General features: G+C 58.8%; 18 protein-coding genes and 1 tRNA gene. 15 read left to right on the top strand and 4 right to left on the bottom strand.

Annotated elements, in window-relative coordinates; genetic code table 11:
- Window positions 1-98: 98 nt before the first annotated feature.
- Window positions 99-416 carry an I78 family peptidase inhibitor gene (locus K5E37_RS17060; RefSeq protein ID WP_007956025.1) on the top strand — a complete coding sequence of 106 codons (318 nt, stop codon included), beginning with the start codon at window positions 99-101 and terminating at the stop codon, window positions 414-416.
- A 71-nt stretch (window positions 417-487) separates the two neighbouring features.
- Here the strand turns inward: K5E37_RS17060 and K5E37_RS17055 are convergent, their stop codons facing one another.
- Together K5E37_RS17055 and K5E37_RS17050 are read right to left on the bottom strand one after the other, a co-directional pair.
- On the bottom strand, window positions 488-700 hold the full coding sequence (locus K5E37_RS17055; protein ID WP_007956027.1) for a cold-shock protein: 213 nt from the start codon (window positions 698-700) through the stop codon (window positions 488-490).
- 290 nt (window positions 701-990) lie between these two features.
- Window positions 991-1,293, bottom strand: coding sequence for a hypothetical protein (locus tag K5E37_RS17050; RefSeq protein ID WP_085607829.1), 303 nt, complete (start codon window positions 1,291-1,293; stop codon window positions 991-993).
- 372 nt (window positions 1,294-1,665) lie between these two features.
- Between K5E37_RS17050 and thrS the strand changes: the two genes are divergently transcribed.
- The 9 genes from thrS to K5E37_RS17005 all read left to right on the top strand — a co-directional run bounded on the left by thrS (window position 1,666) and on the right by K5E37_RS17005 (window position 9,121).
- Window positions 1,666-3,588: a threonine--tRNA ligase gene (gene thrS / locus K5E37_RS17045; protein WP_007956031.1), complete on the top strand. Its 1,923-nt coding sequence runs from the start codon at window positions 1,666-1,668 to the stop codon at window positions 3,586-3,588.
- On the top strand, window positions 3,588-4,139 hold the full coding sequence (gene infC / locus K5E37_RS17040) for a translation initiation factor IF-3 (RefSeq protein WP_170929410.1): 552 nt from the start codon (window positions 3,588-3,590) through the stop codon (window positions 4,137-4,139). The genes thrS and infC overlap by 1 nt, the downstream gene beginning before the upstream one ends.
- A 60-nt stretch (window positions 4,140-4,199) precedes the next feature.
- A complete protein-coding gene (gene rpmI, locus K5E37_RS17035) occupies window positions 4,200-4,394 on the top strand; it encodes a 50S ribosomal protein L35 (protein WP_002553160.1) in 195 nt (64 codons plus the stop codon).
- Between the two features lie 30 nt (window positions 4,395-4,424).
- Entirely contained in the window at window positions 4,425-4,781 is a 357-nt protein-coding gene (gene rplT / locus K5E37_RS17030) for a 50S ribosomal protein L20 (RefSeq protein WP_007913489.1), read from the top strand.
- 109 nt (window positions 4,782-4,890) lie between these two features.
- On the top strand, window positions 4,891-5,907 hold the full coding sequence (pheS, locus tag K5E37_RS17025) for a phenylalanine--tRNA ligase subunit alpha (RefSeq protein WP_011333387.1): 1,017 nt from the start codon (window positions 4,891-4,893) through the stop codon (window positions 5,905-5,907).
- Window positions 5,908-5,933: 26 nt separating this feature from the next.
- On the top strand, window positions 5,934-8,312 hold the full coding sequence (pheT, locus tag K5E37_RS17020; protein ID WP_085607825.1) for a phenylalanine--tRNA ligase subunit beta: 2,379 nt from the start codon (window positions 5,934-5,936) through the stop codon (window positions 8,310-8,312).
- A 3-nt stretch (window positions 8,313-8,315) separates the two neighbouring features.
- Window positions 8,316-8,618 carry an integration host factor subunit alpha gene (ihfA, locus tag K5E37_RS17015; protein WP_002553164.1) on the top strand — a complete coding sequence of 101 codons (303 nt, stop codon included), beginning with the start codon at window positions 8,316-8,318 and terminating at the stop codon, window positions 8,616-8,618.
- Window positions 8,599-8,955 (top strand): MerR family transcriptional regulator, encoded by a 357-nt coding sequence (locus K5E37_RS17010; protein ID WP_003179985.1) that lies wholly within the window; start codon window positions 8,599-8,601, stop codon window positions 8,953-8,955. The genes ihfA and K5E37_RS17010 overlap by 20 nt, the downstream gene beginning before the upstream one ends.
- Before the next feature lie 89 nt (window positions 8,956-9,044).
- Window positions 9,045-9,121 (top strand) — tRNA-Pro (locus K5E37_RS17005).
- Between the two features lie 144 nt (window positions 9,122-9,265).
- Here K5E37_RS17005 and K5E37_RS17000 read toward each other — a convergent pair.
- Together K5E37_RS17000 and K5E37_RS16995 are read right to left on the bottom strand one after the other, a co-directional pair.
- Window positions 9,266-10,387 (bottom strand): Gfo/Idh/MocA family protein, encoded by a 1,122-nt coding sequence (locus K5E37_RS17000; protein WP_221534600.1) that lies wholly within the window; start codon window positions 10,385-10,387, stop codon window positions 9,266-9,268.
- Between the two features lie 119 nt (window positions 10,388-10,506).
- The gene (locus tag K5E37_RS16995) at window positions 10,507-11,427 is read right to left on the bottom strand and encodes a MurR/RpiR family transcriptional regulator (protein WP_085607793.1); all 921 of its coding nucleotides are present in this window, start codon (window positions 11,425-11,427) and stop codon (window positions 10,507-10,509) included.
- 308 nt (window positions 11,428-11,735) lie between these two features.
- On the opposite strand from K5E37_RS16995, the gene iolC reads away from it, so the two are divergent.
- The 5 genes from iolC to K5E37_RS16970 are packed head-to-tail and all read left to right on the top strand — an operon-like array spanning window position 11,736 to window position 17,796.
- Window positions 11,736-13,673, top strand: a complete 1,938-nt coding sequence (gene iolC, locus K5E37_RS16990; protein WP_221534597.1) for a bifunctional 5-dehydro-2-deoxygluconokinase/5-dehydro-2-deoxyphosphogluconate aldolase — start codon at window positions 11,736-11,738, stop codon at window positions 13,671-13,673.
- Between the two features lie 43 nt (window positions 13,674-13,716).
- Window positions 13,717-14,610, top strand: coding sequence for a myo-inosose-2 dehydratase (iolE, locus tag K5E37_RS16985; RefSeq protein WP_221534595.1), 894 nt, complete (start codon window positions 13,717-13,719; stop codon window positions 14,608-14,610).
- Entirely contained in the window at window positions 14,607-15,416 is an 810-nt protein-coding gene (iolB, locus tag K5E37_RS16980; protein WP_221534592.1) for a 5-deoxy-glucuronate isomerase, read from the top strand. The genes iolE and iolB overlap by 4 nt, the downstream gene beginning before the upstream one ends.
- Window positions 15,417-15,446: 30 nt before the next feature.
- Entirely contained in the window at window positions 15,447-16,949 is a 1,503-nt protein-coding gene (locus K5E37_RS16975; RefSeq protein ID WP_221534590.1) for a CoA-acylating methylmalonate-semialdehyde dehydrogenase, read from the top strand.
- Window positions 16,950-16,974: 25 nt separating this feature from the next.
- A complete protein-coding gene (locus tag K5E37_RS16970; RefSeq protein WP_221534588.1) occupies window positions 16,975-17,796 on the top strand; it encodes a TIM barrel protein in 822 nt (273 codons plus the stop codon).
- Window positions 17,797-17,826: the final 30 nt, after the last annotated feature.

Genomic DNA, 17,826 nt, shown 5'->3' with positions numbered 1-17,826 from the left:
TTCCGATCGTGGGGCAGGGTGATAGCACTCACCGTGAAACCAAACGCCGTATTGGCGGTCGCACGATCTCTGCTCAAAATTGAAATAAGGAGGCTTCAATGCCTTGGAAGTTCGCGTCACTGGGTGCACTGATGGCCGTTGCTCTGTTGGCTGGTTGCTCTACGACCTCCAGCGAGTCGCAGAAGGAACCCGTGGCGACTGAGGCCGGACATGGTCGTTGTGAAGCATCGGCAGCGGAGTTCGCTCTCGGCAAGAAAGCTTCGCCGGAGCTGTTGGAGCAGGCACGCAAGAAAGCCGGTGCGCAGAACGCCCGCTTCCTCAAGCCTAATGACATGATTACTTTGGAGTACCGTTCCGATCGCCTTAACCTGAATACCGATCAGAACCTGGTGATCACCCGCGTCAACTGCGGCTGAGCCTTCGGGCTTTTGTTTCACCCATAAAAAACCCCGTCACATGGACGGGGTTTTTTTAGTGCGCCGGGAAATTACTCTGGGCGAACTTGTGCAGCTTGCATACCCTTTTGGCCTTTCTCAGCCACGAAGGAAACGGTCTGGCCTTCTTTCAGGCTTTTGAAACCGTCAGTTTCGATAGCTTTGAAGTGTACGAACAGGTCGTCACCGCCACCTTGAGGAGTGATGAAGCCGAAGCCTTTTTCATCGTTGAACCATTTAACGGTGCCGGTTTGGCGATTAGACATGGTGTATCTCCAAGAAACATATATTTTCAGTAGTACTGTGCTGCTCAGGCCAACTGGGCACACCGGGGTATCATAGTCGAAATGTTCGCTTTGGTAGCCCCCCGGACGTGCTGTTTGCCAATCAGTCGTGTTTTCTTTACTGCCTGTTTCGGCTGGAGGCCCCGGTTTATAAGGCCTCGAGCGAAAAATAAAGACAACAAAAAAACCTGTAAAACCTGCATAAATCGTACGAAAAGGCCTGATTCAGATGCTTTTCAGCAGTGCTGGGGGCAGTGAAAAGGCCTGTTTCATCATTTTTTCGCCGGGGTATTGGCCTTGCATTTGGCAATTTGCCCCAAGGCTTTCTGTTGCAGTTCAGGCGTGGCCTTGTTGTCCATCAATGCCTGAATGTCGCTGGCCGGGTAGGACTTGATGGCATCGGCACCGCACGCGCAGTGGGATTTTGCGGCAGCGGCACCGATTTGCGGAGTGGCCGCCTGGGTGCACTGAGCCATGTATTTCTCACGCTCGCCCTTTGGCCAGTCAGCGTGGGCGCTCAGCGGCAGCAGCAAAACGAGGGGGACGACTGCAGCAAGCAGGGTATTAAGACGCATGCGAGGATGCTCCTTGTGGGTCAATGTCTTGTTATCTGAGGGCTCAAAGGCCGATCAAGTTCAGCACTCTGGCATAAAACAGACGATTTGCCTCTCGGTAAAAACCAGAGTGCATCGGTGACCGTTCATCTGTGCTAGCATGCCTGGCTCGGGCGTTCGCAGGCTCCGGATGACCTTCAGTCCCGGTAGCGGCAGTGCACGAATTTTCTGATTTGAATCCCAGTCACTCTGGTTCGGTTTTCCGGTTGGCCGCAAGGCTCCTGCCGCTGTAAGGCAGGCGTTCGTCATTGAATGGCCTGGATCGGATCTTGTACTGGCTCATCCCAACCCACGTGACCTTTGGTAGGGGTCACCACTAGGAGAGGAGGCGCCATGCCAACTATTACTCTTCCCGACGGCAGTCAACGTTCATTCGATCACCCGGTTTCCGTAGCCGAGGTCGCCGCATCCATTGGTGCAGGTCTGGCCAAGGCCACCGTGGCCGGCAAGGTCAACGGCAAGCTGGTCGACGCCTGCGACATCATCGACAGCGACGCGACGCTGCAAATCATCACGCCAAAGGATGAAGAGGGGCTGGAGATCATTCGCCACTCTTGCGCCCACCTGGTCGGCCATGCGGTCAAACAGTTGTATCCGACTGCAAAAATGGTCATCGGGCCGGTTATCGACGAAGGCTTCTATTACGACATCGCCTTCGAGCGTCCTTTTACTCCGGACGACATGGCGGCCATCGAACAGCGCATGCAACAGCTGATCGATACAGAATATGACGTCATCAAGAAAGTCACTCCGCGTGCCGAAGTGATCGAAGTGTTCAAGGCCCGTGGCGAAGACTACAAGCTGCGTCTGGTCGAAGACATGCCGAACGAGCAGGCCATGGGCCTGTACTATCACGAAGAATACGTCGACATGTGCCGCGGTCCGCACGTGCCGAACACCCGCTTCCTGAAATCTTTCAAGCTGACCAAGCTGTCCGGTGCCTACTGGCGCGGTGATGCCAAGAACGAGCAATTGCAGCGCGTTTACGGCACCGCGTGGGCGGACAAGAAGCAACTGGCTGCTTACATCCAGCGTATCGAAGAAGCTGAAAAGCGCGATCACCGTAAGATCGGCAAGCGCCTGGGCCTGTTTCACACTCAGGAAGAAGCGCCGGGCATGGTGTTCTGGCACCCGAATGGCTGGACGCTGTACCAGGTACTCGAGCAGTACATGCGCAAGGTGCAGCGCGACAACGGCTATCTCGAGATCAAGACGCCGCAAGTCGTTGACCGCAGCCTGTGGGAGAAATCCGGGCACTGGGCCAACTACGCCGACAACATGTTCACCACTGAGTCGGAAAGCCGCGACTACGCCATCAAGCCGATGAACTGCCCTTGCCACGTGCAAGTGTTCAACCAGGGCCTGAAGAGCTACCGTGAGCTGCCGATGCGTCTGGCTGAGTTCGGTGCCTGCCACCGTAACGAGCCGTCGGGTGCGCTGCACGGCATCATGCGTGTGCGTGCGTTCACTCAGGACGACGCCCACATCTTCTGCACCGAAGAGCAGATGCAGGCTGAATCCGCGGCGTTCATCAAGCTGACCATGGATGTTTACCGCGACTTCGGCTTTACCGATGTCGAGATGAAGCTGTCCACTCGTCCGGAAAAGCGCGTCGGTTCCGACGAGCTGTGGGATCGCGCCGAAGCAGCCCTGGCTGCAGCCCTTGATAGCGCTGGCCTGCCGTACGATCTGCAGCCGGGTGAGGGTGCGTTCTACGGTCCGAAGATTGAATTCTCGCTGAAAGATTGCCTCGGCCGCGTGTGGCAGTGTGGTACCTTGCAGCTCGATTTCAACCTGCCTGTGCGTCTGGGGGCCGAATACGTCTCCGAAGACAACAGCCGCAAGCATCCGGTGATGTTGCACCGTGCGATACTCGGTTCGTTCGAGCGTTTCGTCGGGATTCTGATCGAGCACTACGAAGGTGCATTCCCTGCGTGGCTGGCGCCAACCCAGGCAGTGATCATGAATATCACTGATAAACAGGCAGATTTCGTCGCTCAGGTCGAAAAAACTCTCAACGAAAGCGGGTTTCGTGCCAAGTCCGACTTGAGAAATGAAAAGATCGGCTTTAAAATCCGCGAGCATACTTTGCTCAAGGTTCCATATCTCTTGGTTATTGGGGATAAGGAAGTCGAGATGCAGACTGTCGCTGTGCGTACTCGTGAAGGTGCTGACCTGGGCTCGATGCCCGTCGCCCAGTTCGCTGAGTTTCTCGCGCAAGCGGTTTCCCGGCGTGGTCGCCCAGATTCGGAGTAATTATTATTAAGCGTGAAATGAGACAAGATAAACGAGCTGCACCGAAAGCCCCGATCAACGAGAATATCTCGGCACGCGAGGTTCGGTTAATTGGCGCTGATGGCGAGCAGATTGGCATCGTCTCGATTGATGAAGCGCTTCGTATTGCTGAAGAAGCAAAGCTTGATCTGGTAGAAATCTCTGCAGACGCAGTCCCACCGGTTTGCCGGGTGATGGACTACGGCAAATCGATCTTCGAAAAGAAGAAGCAGATTGCTGCGGCGAAGAAAAACCAGAAGCAGATTCAGGTAAAAGAAATCAAGTTTCGTCCAGGGACGGAGGAAGGGGATTACCAGGTAAAACTGCGCAACCTGGTACGTTTCCTGAGTGACGGGGACAGGGCCAAGGTATCCTTGCGATTCCGCGGCCGTGAGATGGCCCACCAGGAGTTGGGGATGGAACTCCTCAAGCGGGTTGAAGCTGACCTGCTCGAGTACGGTTCGGTCGAACAGCATCCTAAGATGGAAGGACGCCAGCTGATCATGGTCATCGCCCCGAAAAAGAAGAAGTAATCAACAGGGCACGGCAGGCCTTCTGATTATGTTTATCAACTGAATGCGGAGTATCCGAACATGCCAAAGATGAAAACCAAAAGTGGTGCTGCTAAGCGGTTTCTGAAAACTGCTAACGGTATCAAGCACAAGCACGCTTTCAAGAGCCACATCCTGACCAAAATGTCGACCAAGCGTAAGCGTCAACTGCGCGGTAGCAGCTTGCTGCATCCGTCTGACGTGGCAAAAGTCGAGCGCATGCTGCGCCTTCGTTAATTTTTGGATCAAGAATAGAGGAAGTAACTCATGGCTCGTGTAAAGCGTGGCGTCATTGCCCGTAAACGTCACAAAAAAATTCTGAAACTTGCTAAAGGCTACTACGGCGCACGCTCCCGCGTATTCCGTGTTGCCAAGCAAGCGGTAATCAAGGCAGGCCAATACGCCTACCGTGACCGTCGTCAGAAAAAACGTCAGTTCCGCGCTCTGTGGATCGCTCGTATCAACGCTGGTGCTCGTGTTAACGGTCTGTCCTACAGCCGTTTCATCGCTGGCCTGAAAAAAGCGTCCATCGAGATCGACCGTAAGGTTCTGGCTGATCTGGCAGTGAACGAAAAAGCGGTGTTTGCTGCGATTGTCGAGAAAGCTAAAGCCACCTTGGCTTAAGTACCCCCGACAATCACCCGGCCCCACCTCCGTGGGGCCAGGTGGTAAACGTCTTAAATAGGGGAAGAGCCTTCAAGCTCTTCCCCTATTTTGTATCTGGAGTCTGTACATGGAAAACCTGGATGCGCTGGTCTCTCAAGCACTAGAGGCTGTGCAAAGCGCTGAAGATATCAATGCCCTGGAGCAAATCCGGGTTCAATACCTTGGCAAAAAGGGTGAATTGACTCAGGTGATGAAGACCCTGGGGAATTTGCCGGCAGAAGAGCGTCCGCAGGTCGGCGCCCTGATCAACGTTGCCAAGGAACGTGTTACAGGCGTTCTCAATGCGCGCATGGCTCTGTTTGAGGAAGCCGAACTGGCTGCCAAACTGTCTGCCGAATCCATTGACGTGACCCTGCCGGGCCGTGGTCAGACCTCCGGTGGTCTGCATCCGGTAACCCGGACTCTGGAACGTATCGAACAGTTCTTCACTCATATCGGCTACGGCATTGCCGAAGGCCCTGAGGTCGAAGACGACTATCACAACTTCGAGGCGCTCAACATCCCAGGCCACCACCCGGCCCGGTCGATGCATGACACCTTCTATTTCAACGCCAACATGTTGCTGCGCACCCATACCTCGCCGGTACAGGTCCGCACCATGGAATCGAAAAAGCCGCCGATCCGCATCGTCTGCCCAGGCCGTGTGTACCGCAGCGACTCCGATATCACCCATTCGCCGATGTTCCACCAGGTCGAAGGCCTGCTGGTCGATCGCGATATCAACTTCGCCGACCTCAAAGGCACGATCGAAGAGTTCCTGCGGGTGTTCTTCGAAAAAGAACTGGCCGTGCGTTTCCGTCCTTCGTACTTCCCGTTCACCGAGCCTTCCGCCGAAGTCGACATGGAATGCGTCATGTGCAGCGGTAAAGGCTGCCGTGTCTGCAAACAGACTGGCTGGCTGGAAGTGATGGGCTGCGGCATGGTTCATCCGAACGTGCTGCGCATGTCCGGGATCGATCCGGAAGAGTTCTCGGGCTTTGCCTTCGGCATGGGCGTTGAGCGTCTGGCCATGCTGCGTTACGGCGTGAACGACTTGCGTCTGTTCTTCGACAACGACTTGCGGTTCCTCGCGCAATTTCGCTAGTCGTAACGAATTCTTAGGAGAGCAGGATGAAATTCAGTGAACAATGGCTGCGTGGCTGGGTCAGCCCGCAGGTAGATCGCGACGCGCTGGTTGCACGTCTGTCGATGGCCGGTCTTGAGGTCGATAGCGTTACGCCGGCCGCCGGTGTTTTCAGTGGCGTGGTCGTGGGCGAGGTGCTGAGCACCGAGCAGCACCCCGATGCCGACAAATTGCGCGTATGCCAGGTCAGCAACGGCGCGGAAACTTTCCAGGTCGTGTGCGGTGCGCCAAACGTGCGTCCGGGCCTGAAGATTCCGTTCGCGATGATCGGTGCCGAGCTGCCGGGCGACTTCAAGATCAAGAAGGCCAAGCTGCGCGGCGTCGAGTCCAACGGCATGCTGTGCTCGCAATCCGAGCTGCAGGTCGGTGAAGGCAATGACGGTCTGATGGAGCTGCCGGCCGATGCGCCGGTAGGTGAAGATTTCCGTGTTTATCTGGACCTGGAAGACGCCAGCATCGAAGTCGATCTGACTCCGAACCGCGGCGACTGCCTGTCCCTGGCCGGTCTGGCCCGTGAAGTCGGCGCGCTGTACGACGCTCCGGTCACTCGCCCGGTAGTGATGACCGTTCCGGCTGTGCACGATGAAGTGCGCTCGGTAGAAGTCCTGGCACCTGCTGCCTGCCCGCGTTACCTGGGCCGTGTCATCCGTAACGTTGACCTGTCCAGGCCGACGCCGCTGTGGATGGTTGAGCGTCTGCGTCGCGCCGAAGTCCGCAGCATCGACGCCGCCGTCGACATCACTAACTACGTGATGCTCGAGCTGGGCCAGCCGCTGCACGCCTTCGATCTCGCCGAAATCAATGGCGGCATCCGTGTGCGCATGGCGGAAGAGGGCGAGAAGCTCGTACTGCTCGACGGTCAGGAAGTCAGCCTGCGCAGCGATACGCTGGTGATCGCCGACCACACTCGCGCTTTGGCCATTGCCGGCGTGATGGGTGGCGAGCACAGCGGTGTTTCCGCGACCACTCGCGACGTATTCCTTGAAAGTGCGTTCTTCGACCAGATCGCTGTCGCGGGCAAGGCTCGTTCCTACGGTCTGCACACCGACGCTTCGCACCGCTACGAGCGTGGCGTGGACTGGCAACTGGCTCGTGAAGCCATGGAGCGCGCCACTGGCCTGCTGCTGGAAATCACCGGCGGCGAAGCCGGCCCGATCATCGAGACCGTCAGCGAGCAGCACCTGCCGTCGATCGCGCCGATCACCCTGCGTGCTCAGCGCATCACCCAGATGCTGGGTATGGAAATGGATTCGGCCGAAGTCGAGCGTCTGCTCAACGCTTTGGGTCTGAAGGTTTCCGCCGACGGAGCAGGGCAGTGGCGCGTAGAAGTGCCGAGCCATCGCTTCGATATCAGCCTGGAAGTCGATCTGATCGAAGAGCTGGCACGTCTGTATGGTTACAACCGCCTGCCGGTTCGTTACCCGCAAGCTCGTCTGGCGCCACAGGCCAAGGCCGAAGCGCGCAGCGATCTGCCGGAGCTGCGTCGTCTGCTGGTTGCTCGCGGTTATCAGGAAGCGATCACTTACAGCTTCATCGATCCGAAGCAATTCGAGCTGTTCAACCCGGGCGTCGAACCGCTGCTGTTGGCGAACCCGATCTCCAATGACATGGCCGCCATGCGTTCGTCGCTGTGGCCGGGTCTGGTCAAGGCGTTGCAGCACAACCTCAATCGTCAGCAGGATCGTGTTCGTCTGTTCGAGAGTGGTCTGCGCTTCGTCGGTCAGCTGGAAGGTCTGAAGCAAGAGCCGATGATCGCCGGTGTGGTATGCGGCAGCCGTCTGCCGGAAGGCTGGGCGCAAGGTCGCGATACCGTCGACTTCTTCGACGTCAAGGCTGACGTAGAAGCAGTGCTGGGCTTTGCCGGTGCGCTGGATCAGTTCACTTTTGCACCGGGCAAACACCCTGCGCTGCATCCAGGCCAGACCGCACGCATCGAGCGGGAAGGGCGTGAAGTCGGCTTTATCGGCGCGATTCACCCTGAGCTGTCGAAATCCCTGGGTCTCGACCGTCCGGTATTCGTCTTCGAGCTGGTTCTGGCTGAAGTCGCTCTGGGTAAAATGCCGAAATTCCACGAGTTGTCGCGCTTTCCTGAAGTGCGTCGTGACCTGGCACTGATTGCGCACAAAGACGTTGCAGCCTCGGCTGTACTGGACGTAATCCGTGAAAATGCAGGCGAATGGCTGACAGACCTCAGGCTATTTGACGTGTATCAGGGTAAAGGCATTGATCCTGATAGAAAAAGCCTCGCAGTCGGCTTGACCTGGCAGCATCCATCGCGCACTCTTAATGACGATGAGGTGAATTCGACGACGCAAAATATCCTCACCTCGCTCGAACAAAGGTTGAACGCCACGTTAAGGAAGTGACGTATGGGGGCTTTGACGAAAGCTGAGATGGCGGAACGTCTGTATGAAGAGCTGGGCCTGAACAAGCGGGAAGCCAAGGAATTGGTTGAACTGTTTTTCGAGGAAATCAGGCACGCTCTTGAAGACAACGAGCAGGTCAAATTGTCGGGTTTCGGCAATTTCGACCTTCGGGACAAACGCCAGCGGCCTGGCCGCAACCCGAAAACGGGGGAAGAAATCCCGATCACGGCTCGCCGTGTGGTCACCTTTCGTCCAGGGCAGAAGTTGAAGGCCCGAGTTGAGGCTTATGCTGGAACCAAGTCATAACGACGAACTACCCGTCATCCCGGGCAAACGCTACTTCACCATCGGTGAAGTCAGCGAGCTGTGTGCGGTAAAACCACACGTGCTGCGCTACTGGGAGCAGGAGTTTCCTCAACTCAACCCCGTCAAACGCCGCGGAAACCGCCGGTATTATCAGCGCCAGGACGTGCTGATGATCCGGCAGATCCGCGCGCTCCTTTACGATCAGGGGTTCACCATCGGCGGCGCGCGCCTGCGCCTGTCCGGCGATGAAGCCAAAGACGACACCACCCAATACAAGCAAATGATCCGCCAGATGATCGCCGAGCTCGAAGATGTTCTGGTGGTTCTCAAGAAATAATTTCCTGCTTTTAAATACTTTCAGTTTTCAAAAGCTTGCGATATATTCTTGAGCGTTCTTCGAGATGGAGAACGAGTTTCAAACCTAGTCGGGGCGTAGCGCAGTCCGGTAGCGCACTAGCATGGGGTGCTAGGGGTCGAGTGTTCGAATCACTCCGTCCCGACCATATAATTCAATGACTTAGCCCAACTTTAGCGAGTTGGGCTTTTTCATGCGCAGGGACTTTTGCAGGGGATCCCAGTTTCCTCTTCAGTAAATTCAGACACTCAAGCCGATCATCCCCGATCGGCTTTTTTGTGCCCACACAAAACTAGCCAGTGATCTCACGGACAGACACCCAGCGCCGCTCCTCAGCCGCGACCCGAATCGCCGTCGCCAGCCTCTCAACTTCAAATGCCTCTTCAAAATCAGTCCCGGTCTGCCCGTTCCCGGCCAACGCCATGATCAGCTCATGCGCTTCCAGCGTTTTCAGCTCGTTGTAACCCAGCTGATGTCCCGGCGCCGGGCTGAATGCTGCGTAGCCGGGCAAGTCCGGTCCTGCGAGTAAACGCTGGAAACCACCCTGGCCGGCGCGACACAGGCGTAGCTCGTTCAAACGCTCCTGATCGAACGCCAGGGTGCCTCGGGTGCCGCTGATTTCGAAGCTCAGATGATTCTTGTAGCCATGCTTGAGCCAACTGCTGCTGAAGGTGCCGCATGCGCCGCTGGCGAAGCGCAACAGCGCATGGGCCTGATCGTCGACCGCAATGCGGCGTTGTTCCTGGCTGCCGGTTGTGGCCGGGCGTTGGCCATGGACGGTCTGGGAGTCGGCACACACCGCTTCGACATCACCCATTAGATAGCGCGCCATGGCGAGCAGGTGACTGCCCAGATCTGCCAGGGCTCCACCGGCATGTTCGGGTTCGCAGCGCCACGACCAGGGGGAGGCTGGATCCGCCATGAAATCTTCGCTGAATTCACCTTGAAAGCTGATGATCTCGCCGAGTTCGCCACTCAGGATCAGCTCGCGTGCCAGGCCGATGAGCGGGTTGTGTTGGTAGTTGTAGCCGACCCGGGTGACGACGCCGGCATGCTTCGCCGCCACGTGCATGGCATGAGCTTGTTCAAGATTCACCGCCAATGGCTTTTCGCAGTAAACCGGTTTGCCGGCAGCAAGAGCGGCCATGGCCATCGGGTAGTGCAGGTGATTGGGTGTGGTGATGGCGATGAGGTTGACCTTGGGGTCATCGATCAATCGCTGCCAGTCGCCATGGGCCTGCTCAAAACCCCAGGCGGTGGCGCAGGCTTGTGCGCGTGCGGGATCGGCGTCAGCCAGGGCGGCCAGGCGAAGGGTGAAGGGCAGTTCGAATGCCCCGCCGACATTGCGAAAGGCCAGGGCGTGGGCGCGCCCCATGAAGCCCGTGCCGATAAGGCCGATTCCGAGTTCACGCATGACAGGATCCTTTGAGTTCTTGTTTTCAGAGATCCTGTTTATAGAATAAATATTCCCTGCGTTCAAATAATGGAATAAATATTTTGAATTGCGCGTTTGCGGGGATGACGGTGTTCCGGTCAGTCCTCGAACCCGACTTGCTCGTGAATCTCGTCCACCTTCAACTCCAGTCGATAGGCCACGGCGATAAACAGCGCCTGGCACAGGCACAAGGTCGCACTCAGAGAACGGAACGCAAACGAACTGCCTTCGTTGACCAGTAGCAGGGTGTTGGCGCGTTTGGCCAAGGGCGAGAGATTGCTGTCAGTGATGATCAGGGTTTTCGCCTGATGGTGTTGGGCGATGCGCAGGCAGTGCTGGGTTTCCTTGCCATACGGCGTGAAGCTGATGGCGATCACCAGGTCATTGGCACGCACGCTGCGCATCTGCTCGCGATAGCTGCCGCCGAGGCCCGAGACCAGGTGGATGCGCTTGTTGGTATGTTGCAGGTTGTAGACCAGATAATCAGCCACCGCGAACGAGCGGCGCACGCCGACCACGTAGATATTGTCGGCATTGACCACCAGATCCACGGCTTTTTCGAAGGCCTGGTCATCCAGTTCCTGGCCCAGGCGTTCGATGCCCGACAGGGTGGCGTCGATGCACTCGCGGGCCAGGTCGCCGCCGCTGGCTTTCTGCGACTTGTTGGCGATCATGCTGCGAATGCGCTGCTGGTAGTTCTGTACCGGCGTGGCTTTGTGGGTATACGCCTCGCGGAACAGCGCCTGCATTTCACTGAATCCGCTGAAACCGAAACGCTGGGAAAACCGCACGATGGCCGACGGATGCACTTCGCACTCGCGGGCGATGTCGCTGATGCGGTCGACCATGATCCGGTCGCTTTGCTGGCTCATGTAACTGGCGATGCGTTTGAGCTGGCGCGGCAGGCTTTCGTATTCAGTGGTGATGAGCTGCAGCAGACGCTCGGCATTGATCGGGGGGCTGGCAAGATCGCTCTCGGGCGTGCTCTCGGCGGTAGCCGGCTGATCGGTGCGGGACATAAATAATCCTTCTGGCTTGTTCTTATAGGAACGGTTACGTCTCGTCCCCTGACAATAGTTTGGCTGTGCGCAGTCTACAGGCTCGGCCCCGACAAAATCTTGGGCTTGCGCCAGCGCGATGCCTGCTGAAACGATGCACTGCCTCTGGAGCGCCTGCACTGAAGTTTATTGGAAAAAATATTCCACATGAAAAATAATTGGAATATTTATTGATTGTTCGATCCGGCTCGTTTTAGTCTGCATCCACCAAGAGTGTCCGGCGCGGTCACCGCGTTGGGTACAGGCTGATAAAAATAACAGGAGCCAGCATGGGCCAGACTCGTTTTGCCAGTGGACGTCAATTGGATCTGATTTGCCTCGGACGCCTCGGCGTCGACCTCTATGCGCAGCAAGTCGGGGCACGGCTGGAGGATGTGAGCAGCTTCGCCAAATACCTCGGCGGCTCCTCCGCCAACATCGCGTTCGGCACCGCCCGGCTGGGGCTCAGGTCGGCGATGCTGAGCCGGACCGGCGACGATCACATGGGGCGTTTCCTGATCGAGTCGCTGGCCCGTGAAGGCTGTGATGTCAGCGGCATCAAGGTCGATCCGGAGCGTCTGACCGCCATGGTGCTGCTCGGTCTCAAGGATCGGGAAACCTTTCCCCTGGTTTTCTACCGTGAAAATTGCGCCGACATGGCGTTGCGGGCCGAAGACATCAGCGAAGCCTTTATCGCCTCCAGCAAAGCCTTGCTGATCACCGGCACCCATTTCTCCACCGACGGCGTCTACAAGGCGAGCACCCAGGCGCTGGACTACGCCGAAAAGCACAACGTCAAACGGGTGCTGGACATCGACTACCGTCCGGTCCTGTGGGGGCTCGCCGGCAAGGCGGACGGCGAAACCCGTTTCGTTGCCGATCAGAACGTCACCCAACATGTGCAACAAATCCTCCCGCGCTTCGACCTTGTGGTCGGGACGGAGGAAGAGTTTCTGATGGCCGGCGGTTCAGAGGATTTGCTCACCGCGCTGCGCAATGTCCGACGATTGAGCGCGGCAACCCTGGTGGTCAAGCTCGGCCCGCAAGGTTGCACAGTGATCCACGGGGAGATTCCACAACGTCTTGAAGACGGCGCGATTTATCCCGGCGTGCGAGTCGAAGTGCTGAACGTGCTGGGCGCCGGCGATGCGTTCATGTCGGGTTTCCTCAGCGGTTGGCTGGAGGACGCAAGCGACGAGCGTTGCTGCCAGTTGGCCAATGCCTGCGGTGGACTGGTGGTGTCGCGTCATGCCTGCGCGCCGGCGATGCCGACCCGTGCCGAACTGGATTACCTGTTCAGCAGCCCGGTGCCGATTACCCGTCCGGATCAGGACGTCACCCTGCAACGCCTGCATCAGGTCAGTGTGCCGCGCAAACAGTGGAAGCAATTGTTCATCTTTGCCTTCGACCATCGCGGGCAATTGGTGGAACTGGCCCAGAAGGGCGGACGCGACCTCGGCGCCATCGGCGAACTCAAGCAACTGTTCATCAAGGCCGTGGAGCGGGTCGAAAGCGATTTGCGCGAGCAGGGCATCGAAGCCGATGTCGGGCTGCTGGCGGATCAGCGTTTCGGCCAGGACTCGCTGAACGCCGCGACCGGCCGTGGCTGGTGGGTGGCGCGGCCGGTCGAGGTGCAGGGTTCGCGGCCGCTGGCCTTCGAACACGGGCGCTCGATCGGCAGCAACCTGATCGCCTGGCCGCAAGAACAAATCATCAAATGCCTGGTGCAATTCCACCCGGACGACGAACCGATGCTGCGGCTGGAGCAGGAAGCGCAGATCAAGGCGCTGTATCAGGCGTCACAAGTCAGCGGTCACGAACTGCTGCTGGAAATCATCCCGCCCAAGGATCACCCCTCACCGCATCCCGACGTGTTGTATCGCGCGCTCAAACGCCTCTACAACCTGGGCATCTATCCGGCGTGGTGGAAGATCGAAGCGCAAAGCGCCGAGGAATGGCAACAGCTCGACGAACTGATCCAGGCACGCGATCCCTATTGCCGAGGCGTGGTGCTTCTGGGCCTGAATGCCCCGGCGTCAGCGTTGGCCGAAGGCTTTCAACAGGCCAGTCAGAGCCAGACCTGCCGCGGGTTCGCCGTGGGCCGGACGATTTTCCAGGAGCCGAGCCGCGCCTGGCTGGCCGGGGAAATCGACGACGAGACGCTGATCCGCCAGGTACAGAGCACCTTTGTCGAACTGATCGATGCCTGGCGTACGGCCCGGGCCTGAGCCGCGGTTGAACATTCTAGAAATAACAATAAAAGGTGCAGCCATGCCCGCTATCCGAATTGGCATCAACCCGATTTCCTGGAGCAACGACGACCTGCCGTCCCTCGGCGGTGAAACACCGCTGAGCACCGCCCTCAGCGAAGGCAAGGCCATCGGTTATGAAGGCTTCGAACTCAACGGCAAGTTTCCCAAGGACGCCAAAGGCGTTGGCGACGTGCTGCGTCCGTATGACCTGGCGCTGGTGTCCGGCTGGTATTCCAGTCGCCTGGCGCGGCGTTCGGTGGCCGAGGAAATCGACGCGATTGCCAGCCATGTCGAGCTGCTGGCGAAGAACGGCGCGAACGTGCTGGTTTACGGTGAAGTGGCCGACTCCATTCAGGGCCAGCGAATTCCGCTGGTCGAGCGCCCGCGTTTTCACACCGAGCAGGCGTGGCAGCAATACGCCGACAAGCTGACCGAACTGGCGCGCTTCACTCTGTCCCAAGGCGTGCGTTTGGCGTATCACCACCATATGGGCGCCTACGTCGAATCGCCGTCGGACATCGACACCCTGATGGCGTTGACCGGTAATGAAGTCGGGCTGTTGTTCGATTCGGGCCATTGCTACATGGGCGGCGGCGAGCCCTTGCAGGTGCTGCACAAACACCTGTCGCGCATCTGCCACGTGCATTTCAAGGACGTGCGCAAACCGGTGGTGCAACTGGCGCGCAACAACCTGTGGAGCTTCCCCGACTGCATCATCAACGGCACCTTCACCGTGCCAGGGGATGGTGACATCGACTTCGCCGAGTTGCTGGACGTGCTGCTGGCGGCCGACTACCACGGCTGGCTGGTGGTCGAGGCCGAGCAGGATCCAGCAGTGGCGCCGAGTTATGTCTACGCGAAAAAAGGCTTCGACACCTTGCGTGCGTTGCTCGACGAGAGGACTGCGCGATGAGCCTGCTGGTCAAAAGCAATGCCCGTGGCCGGACCATGGTCGAGCTGGCTGAAGGTGAACTGCAATACGTGGGTTTCGCCGCCTACCGATTGAGCCTGGGTGAAACCTTGCCAGTCGCAGCGGGTGACAAAGAGTTGTGCCTGGTGCTGCTCAGCGGTCGGGTCGGCATCCACGGCGAAGCGCCGGGGCAGGGGGCATTCAACTGGGACAACCTCGGTGATCGCCAGTCGGTGTTCGAAGACAAATCCCCGTTCGCCGCGTACCTGCCACCCGGCAGTCAGGCGCAGGTGGTGGCATTGAGTGATGCGCAAGTAGCGGTTTGCGCCGCGCCCGGTACGACCACCACAAATCTCGACCCGCGCCTGATCAGGCCTGAAACCATGAAGCGCAGCGTGCGCGGCAAGGGCGCCAACACCCGTTATGTCTGCGACATCCTGCCGGACAGCGAGCCGGCCCATTCGCTGCTGGTGGTGGAAGTCCGTACGCCGTCGGGGCACTCGTCGAGCTATCCGCCGCACAAACACGACACCGACGACCTGCCGCACCAGAGCTTTCTCGAAGAAACCTACTACCACCAGATCAACCCGCCCCAGGGCTTCGTGTTCCAGCGGGTCTACACCGACGACCGCAGCATCGATCAGGCCATGGCCGTGGAAAACAGCGACCTCGTCGTCGTGCCCAAGGGCTATCACCCGGTCAGCGTGCCGTATGGCTACGAGTCCTACTACCTGAACGTGATGGCCGGGCCGAAACGCGTCTGGCAGTTCCATAACGATCCGCAGCACAGCTGGCTGCTGGATCTCTGAATTCCAACTTTCGCACGGAGAACAAGAACAATGAGCGACGCCCCGGTCATAGGCCATTACATCGATGGTCAGGTGCAGGACAGCGGTAGCGAACGATTCAGCGATGTCTTCAATCCGGCCACCGGCGGCGTTCAGGCGCGGGTCGGGTTGGCCAGCCAGGAGACCGTGGACGCTGCCGTCGCTTCGGCGCTGAAGGCATTTCCCGCCTGGTCCGAGCAATCGTCCCTGCGCCGTTCGCGGGTGATGTTCAAGTTCAAGGAATTGCTCGATCGTCATCACGACGAACTGGCTGAAATCATCAGCCGCGAACACGGCAAGGTGTTTTCCGACGCCAGAGGCGAAGTCACCCGAGGCATCGAAATTGTCGAATTCGCCTGCGGTGCGCCGAACCTGTTGAAGACCGAGTTCAGCGACAACATCGGCGGCGGCATCGACAACTGGAACCTGCGTCAGCCACTCGGCGTCTGCGCCGGGGTCACGCCGTTCAACTTCCCGGTGATGGTGCCGCTGTGGATGATTCCGCTGGCGCTGGTCACCGGCAACTGCTTCATCCTCAAACCGTCCGAGCGCGATCCGTCCGCCAGTTTGCTGATGGCTCGGCTGTTGACCGAAGCCGGTTTGCCGGACGGCGTGTTCAACGTGGTTCAGGGCGACAAGACGGCGGTCGACGCCTTGCTGCAGCACCCGGACATCGAGGCTATTTCGTTTGTCGGTTCGACGCCGATTGCCGAGTACATCCACCAGCAGGCCACCGCGCGCGGCAAGCGGGTGCAGGCGCTGGGCGGCGCGAAGAATCACATGATCGTCATGCCCGACGCAGACCTGGATCAGGCGGCGGATGCCTTGATCGGCGCGGCTTACGGTTCGGCCGGTGAGCGCTGCATGGCGATTTCGATTGCGGTCGCGGTCGGTGAAGTCGGCGATCAGTTGATCGCCAAACTGTTGCCGCGCATCGATCAGTTGAAAGTCGGCAACGGTCTGCAAGGCGACAGCGACATGGGGCCGCTGGTCACCGCCGAACACAAGGCCAGGGTGGAAGGCTTTATCGATCAGGGCGTGGCACAGGGCGCGCAGCTGATTGTCGACGGCCGCCACTTCAAGGTGCCGGGGGCCGAGGCGGGCTTTTTCGTCGGCGCGACGCTGTTCGATCACGTCACCACCGACATGAGCATCTATCAGCAGGAAATCTTCGGCCCGGTGCTGGGCATCGTGCGCGTGCCGGATTTCGCCAGTGCCGTGGCGTTGATCAACGCTCATGAATTCGGCAACGGCGTGTCGTGCTTCACCAGCGATGGCGGGATCGCCCGCGCCTTCGCCCGCAGCATCAAAGTCGGGATGGTCGGCATCAACGTGCCGATTCCGGTGCCCATGGCCTGGCATTCGTTCGGAGGCTGGAAGCGCTCGCTGTTCGGCGATCACCACGCCTACGGGGAAGAAGGCATTCGTTTCTACAGTCGCTACAAAAGCGTGATGCAGCGCTGGCCCGACAGCATTGCCAAGGGCCCGGAATTCAGCATGCCGACGGCCAAATAAATTATTTGCGCGGAGAACAACAAGAATGAGTACTCCACTGCGTTTTGCCCTGAACCGAATGGTCGCTCCACGTTTGTCCCTGCCGGCGTTCATCGAGTTGGCGGTGACTCTCAAGGCCGATGCCATCGAGATCCGCAACGACCTCAAAGGCATCGAGATCGAGGACGGCACCGCGCCCGAATACGTGCGTGAGTTGTGCACGGGCCACGGCATCAGCGTGCTGTCGATCAACGCGTTGTATCCGTTTGACGTATGGAATGACGAGCGCCGCGCGCAGGCCTTGAAGCTGGCGGCCTATGCCCGCGATTGTGGTGCGCGGGGGCTGGTGATGTGCCCGTTGAACGATCGCGCCGATCCGCGCAGCGTCGCCGAACGTGCGGCGGGCCTGCGCACCGCGTTGAGCGAGCTGGCGCCGATCCTGCGCGATCACGGCCTGCTGGGTTTCATCGAGCCGCTGGGTTTCAAAGCCTGCTCGCTGCGCCGCAAACGCACGGCGGTGGAGGCGATCAAGTCAGTCGGCGGGCTGGATGTGTTCCGTCTGGTGCACGACACCTTTCATCACCATTTGGCCGGTGAGCAGGAGTTTTTCCCTGAGCTGACCGGGCTGGTGCACATCTCCGGTGTCGAGGAGACCGAGGCGCCGCTGGCAGCCCTTGGCGATGGCCACCGGGTGCTGGTGGGCGCGGACGACATTCTCGGCAACGCGGCGCAAATCAACAGCCTGCTCGCTGGCGGCTACAGCGGCTATCTGTCGTTTGAACCGTTTGCCGATAGCGTCCATGGCCTGGCGGATATTCAGACGGCGATCGGCGCGAGTATGGACCACCTGAGCAAATCCCTGAGTTGACAGTGCCCCTCGCAGGGATCGGATCTGAAT

Origin of the sequence: Pseudomonas sp. RIT778 (assembly GCF_019718735.1) — a bacterium.
GTDB classification, from domain to species: Bacteria; Pseudomonadota; Gammaproteobacteria; order Pseudomonadales; family Pseudomonadaceae; genus Aquipseudomonas; species Aquipseudomonas aphyarum.
This window is presented reverse-complemented; position numbering and strand designations above follow the sequence as displayed.